The sequence below is a fragment of the Micromonospora sp. LOL_023 genome (assembly GCF_048060115.1).
Lineage (GTDB): Bacteria > Actinomycetota > Actinomycetes > Mycobacteriales > Micromonosporaceae > Micromonospora_E.
Map to the genome: position 1 here is coordinate 63,357 of NZ_JBHMIM010000041.1, position 6,052 is coordinate 69,408.

A 6,052-nucleotide genomic window follows, 5' to 3' on the forward strand; every position below is an offset into this window, starting at 1 on the left:
GTATCAGCCAGCCATGCGCACCCGACGACGGCACCCGGCAGGTGGAAACCTGCGGGCGGCACAACGCCGACGGTGCCGAACATGGTGGTCACGCTAGCCGGGAACGTCCAGCGGGGCGACCAAATTCCCGACGGTCAGGCGGTACGCAGCTTGGGCAGCACCTCGGCACCGAAGACGTCGATGAACTCGTCCTGCTCCTGGCCCACATGATGCAGATAGATCTCGTCGAAGCCGAGCGAGACGTAGGAGGCGAGCTGGTCGGTGTGGCGGGACAGGTCCGCCGACACGTCGACGGTACGCCGTACCTGTTCGATGGTGACGTCACGCGCCACCACGTCGAAGTGTTCCGGCGTGGTCAGGTCCCACGCCACCGGCGGGGCGAAGATGTTGGTCCGCCACTGGTCGTGGGCGATCGCCTCGGCCTGCGCCTCGTCCCGCGCCCAGCTCAGGTGCACCTGAAGCACCAGCCGGCCACGACCGCCGGCACCACGGTACGCGTCGACCACTTCCCGCAGGTGCTCGACCGGCGCGTTGACGGTGATCAGCCCGTCCGCCCAGTCGGCGCACCAGCGGGCGGTGGCCACGCTGACCGCCGCCCCGAGCAGCGGTGCCGGATCGTCCGGGCGGGTCCACACCCGGGCACGGTCCACAGTGATCAGGCCGTCGTGGCTGACCTCCTCGCCGGCCAGCAGTGCCCGAATGACATCGACGCTGGACCGCAGCCGGGCCGACCGGACGTCCTTGCGGGGCCAGACGTCACCGGTGATGTGCTCGTTGGCGTTCTCGCCGGTGCCGAGCGCCGCCCAGAACCGCCCCGGGTACATCGCCGACAGCGTGCCGATCGCCTGCGCGACGATCGCCGGGTGGTAACGCTGCCCGGGAGCGTTGACCACGCCGAACGGCAGCCCGGTGGCCTGCATGGCCGCACCGAGCCAGGACCAGACGTACCCGGAGTGGCCCTGCCGCTCGCTCCACGGCGCGAAGTGGTCCGACGCCATCGCGGCATCGAACCCGGCCTGCTCGGCGCGGACCACCGCGTCGAGCAGCCGAGTGGGATGGATCTGTTCGTGGGAGCAGTGCAAGCCGAAGACGGGGGTCATCGCCGGTCTCTACCCGATGGCCGAATCCGTCAACCGCGCTCGGGCGGTCTGCGGCTCATTCGAACAGCGAATGCCGTACGCCCGGTTCCTCCTGCCTGCGGGCCCGGCGACGCCGCTGGATGACGACCAGGTCGACCACGGCGATCGCCGCGAGGACCCACAGAATCACCGCACCGGCCAGCAGGTCGGCCCGCCAGGCCAGAAACCCGATCACCACGCAGAAGACCAGTCCGAAGCTGGCCATCACCAGCCGCAGGTTCAACGCGCTGTTGGCGTGGCCGACGGTCCCTCTCGCCCCTCTGGGCTGCGACTTCGTAGCCATCCTGGCGGTGTACCCGACGTTTGGCGGCCCGTAACCTCGCACCGGTACCCGAATCTGAGCACCCCTACTCATCCGGACCGACCCGGTCCGGCAGGAAGCTGAGCAGATGAACATCGCGTCGCCGTCGGGGTGGTCCACCCCCCGGGTCGGCATCACCGGGGTCGGCGTCAGCCTTCCCGACCGCGTCCTCGCCACCGCGGACCTGCAGGACCGTATCGCCGCGGCCAGCGACATCCCGCTGCCGCCGGGGCTGTTCGGCACCGTCACCGGGATCGAACGACGCCGGGTCGCCGGCGACGACGAGTACGCCTCGACGTTCGCCGTCCGCGCCGCCCGACGGGCCCTCGCCGCCGCCGGACGGGAGCCGGCAGAGCTGGATCTGCTGCTGTTCGCCTCGGCCAGCCGCGACCTGGTCGAGCCGGCGACCGCGCACATCGTGCAGGCCGAACTGGGCGGCTCGGCACACGCACTGGACGTCACCAACGCCTGCAACAGCTTCATCAACGGCATCGACCTGGCCCGGTCGATGGTGCTGGCCGGCCGGGCACGCCGGGCGCTGGTCGTCACCGGCGAGACACCTACCCGGGTGATGCGCCCGAGACTGGACAGCATGGCGCAGGCCCGGACGGCGTTCGCCGGCTACACGTTCGGTGACGGTGGGGCGGCGGTGCTGCTCGAACCGGTGCGTCGCGGCGGCATCGTCGACATCGACACCGAGACCCGGTCGGAGCACTGGGCGGTGGGCGGCATCTTCGGTGGCGGGTCACGCCACCCGCGCGGCGGCGACGAGCACACCTACTTCCAGGGCGACGGGCACGCGCTGCGGGGCGTGTTCGAACGGATCGGCACCGACATCCTGCACCGGGTGCGCCGGCGCACCGGCTGGGACTGGGTCGACTACGAACGCGTCCTGGTGCACCAGGTGAGCGTGCCGTACCTGGAGCGGTTCATCGAGGTGACCGGGGTGCCGAAGGAGAAGCTGGAGGTGACGGTCACCGAGTTGGGCAACCTGGCCAGCGCCACCCTCGGCGTGCAACTGGCCCGGGTCGACGCCGACCTGCGCCCCGGCGACCGGGTGTTGGCGATCGGGCTCGGTGGCGGCGTCAGCGTGATGACGATGGTCTGGGAGAAGCCTTGACCAGCACGGTGGAACAGTCGCGCGACGGGACGGCACCGACCGCGGGCGGACCACTGTGGGTGGTGGTGCCGGCGTACCAGGAGCGGTCCCGCATCGGTGCGACGTTGGCCGCGCTCGCCGCGCAGACCGACCGGGACTTCACCCTGGTGGTGGTCGACAACGGTTCCACCGACGGCACCGCCGCCGTGGTCGAGGACTTCGCCGCACGGGCACCGTTCGCGGTCCGGCTGCTGCACGAACCATGCAAGGGCGTCGGCGCCGCGGTCGACACCGGTTTCCGGTACGCCATCGCGCACGGCGCGCGGTTGCTGGCCCGCACCGACGCGGACTGCCTGCCGCACCCCGGCTGGGTGGCGGCGGCCCGCGCCGGCCTGGTCGGCGGCGCCGGCCTGGTCTGCGGGGCGATCCGGGCCCGGCGCGACGAGCACGGACCGCTGGGCCGGGCCGGGTTCCGGCTGCTGGTGTTCCTCGCCGCGTCCTTCGGCCGGATCCGCCCGGCGCACCGGCGCACCGGCGGCTACCTGGCGCCGTACCGGATGCACGCCGGCAACAACATGGCGGTCACCGCCGAGCTGTACCAGGCCTGCGGCGGGATGCCACGCCGGCCGTCGCCGACGGACCGGACCTTCCTCAACCGGGTACGCCGCACCACCCCGGCGATCATCCACCGGCGCGACATGGTGGTGGAGAACTCGACCCGCCGGCTGCGGGCGTACGGCATCCGCCGCACCGCCGCCTGGTACCTCGACCAGGGCAGCGGCCCGCTCACCGAGGATCCGCGGTGAGGCCGGACGAGAATCCGGCGGCGAAGCCGGACCGGGAGGACGATCGCTGATGCTGGATCGACTCGACGCGGTGCTGCGGGCGGACCGGCACCGCCCGGCGCTGCTGGCCGCCGCACCGCTGACCGGCCGCCCCCGGGTGCTCGCCAACGCCGGGGAGCTGGCCGAGCTCGCCGACCGGTACGCCGCCGCGCTGCACCGGCACGGGCTGGCCGCCGGGGACACCCTCGGGGTGGCGGTGCGCCCTGGTCCCCGGTCGTTGGCGGTGCTGCTGGCCGCGTACCGCCTGGGGTTGCGGGTGGCGGTGCTCGACCCGACGGCCGGCCCGCAGGTGCTGACCGCCCGGCTGGCCCTGGCCCGCCCGGCGTTGGTGCTGGCGGACGCGGCCGCGCAGGCGGTGGCCGGCTGGGCCGCTCCGTTGGCCCGCCGGGCGCATCTCGCGCTGCCCGACCTGACGCGGATCGCCCCGGTGCGCACCGTCGGCCGCCGGTTGCCCGGCTGCGCGGCGGCGCTGCCGGCGGGGAGCGGCCCGCTGCCGGCGGTGTTCGAGGGCGACGGCGACGCGGTGATCATCTTCACGTCGGGAACGACCAGCCAGCCACGGGCGGTGGTGCACTCCCGCGCCGGGCTGGCCGCCGGGATGGCGGCGGTCACCGCGCTGGTCGACCCGGTGGCGGAGGTGCCGGTGCTCGGCGGGATGTTCTTCGTGCTGGTGCCGGCGTTGGCGGCCGGGGCCCCGGTGGCGTTGCCGGCCCGGTCGGCGGCGGCGCTGGCCCGGCAGGTGGCCCGGCTGCGCCCGCAGGCGACCTATCTGACCCCACCGCAGCTGCGGGCGTTGCTCGCCCGCTCCCCCCGCTTGACCGGTCAGGTGTTCAGCGGCTCGGCGCCGGTGAGCGCCGGACTGCTCGGCCGGGTCAGGCGGGCCGGCGCGGACCGGGCGTACGGCGTGTACGCGTTGACCGAACTCTTCCCGGCCGCCGCCGTGGAGGAGTCCGAGAAGGCGGCGTACGGCGGTGACGGCGACCTGCTCGGCGCACCGCTGCCCGGGGTGGCGGCCCGGATCGACGACGCCGGCCAGGTGTGGCTGACCGGCGCGGGGCAGGCGGACCGGTATCTCGGCGAACCGCCGCTGGCCGAGGTCGCCAGCGGCGACGTCGGCCGCCTCGACGGCGGCCGGCTGGTGCTGGCCGGCCGCTGCAAGGACATGGTCCTACGGTCGGCGGAGAACATCTACCCGGGGTTGTACGAGCCGGCGTTGCACGTGCCAGGGGTGGCGCTGGCGGTGCTGGTCGGGGTGCCGGCCGGTGACGGCGACGAGCAGCTCGTCGCACTGGTGGAGCCGGAGGCCGGCGCCGACCCGGGCCGGCTGCGGACCGCGTTGCGTCCGGTGCTGGACCGGATGGGTGCGGCCCGGCCGGACCGGCTGGTGTTCGCCCGGGTGCCACTGTCGGGGCGCTCACGCAAGCCGGACCGGCGCGCGGCCGCCCTGCTCGCCGCGACGGAGACCAACGATGGCTGAGCGAGGCGACCCGGGCCAGGGCCGAGGCCAGCGGCGCCGCCGGGACCCGGGCCGGGGGCGCCGCCGCGACCGGCGGGTGTACCTGGTCAGCCATCCGGTGCTGTTCGCCCTGCTGGCGGCGTCCCGGCAGGCTCCGGTACGGCGACTCGGCCGGACCGTGCTGGTGCATGCCCCCGGGCCGTACGCCGACGCGTTGCGCCGGGTGCCGTTGGACCGGTTGGCCGAGGGCACCACCGCCGGCGCGGCACAGCGGGCCACCGGGACCGGCGGGTTCCTGTTCGACGAGGACGGGGCCGACCACCGTCAGGCCCGGCGGGACGCGGCGACCGTGTTCGGCTCCGACGGGGTGTCCCGGCTACGGCCGGTCTGGCTGGAGGTGCTGCGGCGACGGTTCGCGCCGTTGGCCGACGGAGCCGAGGTCGACGTCGTCGACGTGGTGGCCGAACTCTCCGGGGCGAGCACGGCGGCGTTGCTGGCGGTGGCGGTGCCGGCGCACGCGTTGACGGCGGCCGCGCGGGCGGCGGCGATCACCGCCGCCCGCGGCCACCTGCCGGGGCTGCGTTGGCCGGGCGGTGCCCGGCGGGACCGGGCGGCCACCGCGCGGGCCGCCGCCGCCCTGGCCGAGCTGCTCGGCGTACCCGCCGGCGACGCGGGTCGGGCGAGCATGCTGGCGGTGGCGTCGGTCAACACCACCATGGCGGCGATTCCCCGGGCGGTCGCCTGGTGCGCCGACGACGGGCTGTGGCCGGCGGCGGATAGCGCCGGTACGCGGGCGGCGCTGGTGGCCGAGATGCTGCGGGTGACCGCGCCGAGCCCGGTGCTGCCCCGGGTGGCGGCCGGTGCCGCCGAGTTGGCCGGCACCCGGGTACGCGCTGGCGACCGGCTGCTGCTGGTGGCCCGGCACGCGGCCCGTGCCGGGGCACCGCGACCGGATCCGGCCGATCCGGTGCCGGCGGCGATCGGGCAGTTGGTGTTCGGCACCGGCCCGCACCGGTGCCCGGGTGCCCGGCTGGCGCAGGCCCAGCTGGACGACGTGCTGGCCGAGCTGGCGCCGTACCGGCCGGTGGTGACCGGGGCTCGGGTGGACCGGCGGTCGGCGCTGCCAGGCTGGGCACGCCTCACGCTGCGGGCGGCGCGGTGAGCGGGCGACTGGCCGGGTCGCGGGTCGCGGTGACCGGCGCGAGCGGCTTC

Annotated in this window: 6 protein-coding genes; 4 read left to right on the plus strand and 2 right to left on the minus strand. The window is 75.0% G+C overall.

The annotated features are described in order from the left end of the window. Positions 1–134 precede the first annotated feature (134 nt). Both ACFHVL_RS21370 and ACFHVL_RS21375 read right to left on the minus strand, forming a co-directional pair. Positions 135–1,100: a TIGR03885 family FMN-dependent LLM class oxidoreductase gene (locus tag ACFHVL_RS21370; protein WP_416630111.1), complete on the minus strand. Its 966-nt coding sequence runs from the start codon at positions 1,098–1,100 to the stop codon at positions 135–137. A 55-nt stretch (positions 1,101–1,155) separates the two neighbouring features. Further along, positions 1,156–1,422, minus strand: a complete 267-nt coding sequence (locus ACFHVL_RS21375; protein WP_416630112.1) for a DUF6343 family protein — start codon at positions 1,420–1,422, stop codon at positions 1,156–1,158. 106 nt (positions 1,423–1,528) lie between these two features. Between ACFHVL_RS21375 and ACFHVL_RS21380 the strand changes: the two genes are divergently transcribed. From ACFHVL_RS21380 to ACFHVL_RS21395, 4 genes are read left to right on the plus strand one after another with little or no spacing between them, the layout of a single operon-like run. Next, positions 1,529–2,560: a 3-oxoacyl-ACP synthase III family protein gene (locus ACFHVL_RS21380; protein ID WP_416630114.1), complete on the plus strand. Its 1,032-nt coding sequence runs from the start codon at positions 1,529–1,531 to the stop codon at positions 2,558–2,560. Further along, a complete protein-coding gene (locus ACFHVL_RS21385; protein ID WP_416630116.1) occupies positions 2,557–3,345 on the plus strand; it encodes a glycosyltransferase family 2 protein in 789 nt (262 codons plus the stop codon). Before ACFHVL_RS21380 ends, ACFHVL_RS21385 begins: the two co-directional genes overlap by 4 nt. Before the next feature lie 49 nt (positions 3,346–3,394). Next, a complete protein-coding gene (locus ACFHVL_RS21390) occupies positions 3,395–4,861 on the plus strand; it encodes a class I adenylate-forming enzyme family protein (protein ID WP_416630118.1) in 1,467 nt (488 codons plus the stop codon). Next, positions 4,854–6,002 (plus strand): cytochrome P450, encoded by a 1,149-nt coding sequence (locus ACFHVL_RS21395; RefSeq protein WP_416630120.1) that lies wholly within the window; start codon positions 4,854–4,856, stop codon positions 6,000–6,002. The genes ACFHVL_RS21390 and ACFHVL_RS21395 overlap by 8 nt, the downstream gene beginning before the upstream one ends. The last annotated feature ends 50 nt before the right edge of the window (positions 6,003–6,052 follow it).